Raw genomic sequence first — 1,058 nt, 5'->3', positions numbered from 1 at the left:
ATCGCGATTGGTGCAATCAGGGTAACGACCATCTGAATGTTATCACCTGGCATCACCATTTCTACGCCTTCTGGCAGTTCGATAGTACCGGTTACGTCAGTTGTACGGAAGTAGAACTGTGGACGGTAGCCTTTGAAGAATGGAGTATGACGGCCGCCTTCGTCTTTGCTCAGAATATAAACTTCTGATTCGAAAGTGGTGTGTGGCTTGATTGAACCTGGTTTTGCCAGTACCTGACCACGTTCGATTTCGTCACGTTTAGTACCACGCAGCAGAACACCTACGTTCTCACCCGCACGGCCTTCGTCCAGCAGTTTGCGGAACATTTCTACGCCGGTACAAGTTGTTTTCGCAGTATCTTTGATACCCACGATTTCAACTTCTTCACCCACTTTAACGATACCGCGCTCTACACGACCAGTAACTACAGTACCACGGCCTGAAATAGAGAATACGTCTTCGATTGGCAGCAGGAATGGCTGGTCAATTGCACGCTCTGGTTCTGGGATGTAGCTGTCCAGGGCTTCTGCCAGTTCGATGATTTTTGCTTCCCACTCTGCATCACCTTCCAGTGCTTTCAGCGCAGAACCACGGATTACTGGCGTGTCGTCGCCTGGGAAATCGTACTGAGACAGCAGCTCACGCACTTCCATCTCAACCAGTTCCAGCAGCTCTTCGTCGTCTACCATGTCACATTTGTTCAGGAACACTATGATGTAAGGAACGCCTACCTGACGGCCTAACAGGATGTGCTCACGAGTCTGTGGCATTGGACCGTCAGTGGCTGCAACTACCAGGATCGCGCCGTCCATCTGGGCAGCACCGGTGATCATGTTTTTCACGTAGTCGGCGTGGCCTGGGCAGTCAACGTGTGCATAGTGACGGCTTGGGGTATCGTATTCTACGTGAGAAGTAGAGATGGTGATACCACGCGCTTTTTCTTCCGGCGCGTTATCGATCTGGTCGAATGCACGAGCGTTACCACCGTAGGTTTTAGCCAGCACAGTCGTGATGGCAGCAGTCAGGGTAGTTTTACCATGGTCAACGTGGCCGATAGT

General features: G+C 51.3%; 1 protein-coding gene. It reads right to left on the bottom strand.

The window, feature by feature from the left end:
• Nucleotides 1-1,058, bottom strand: a 1,058-nt coding sequence (gene tuf, locus LGZ99_RS24465; RefSeq protein ID WP_262979851.1) for an elongation factor Tu, incomplete at both ends; no start/stop codon positions are given.

It is taken from the genome of Photorhabdus temperata (genome assembly GCF_025384845.1).
GTDB classification, from domain to species: Bacteria; Pseudomonadota; Gammaproteobacteria; order Enterobacterales; family Enterobacteriaceae; genus Photorhabdus; species Photorhabdus temperata.
The sequence above is the reverse complement of the archived record's forward strand: the minus strand, read 5'-3'. Positions and strand labels throughout refer to the sequence as shown.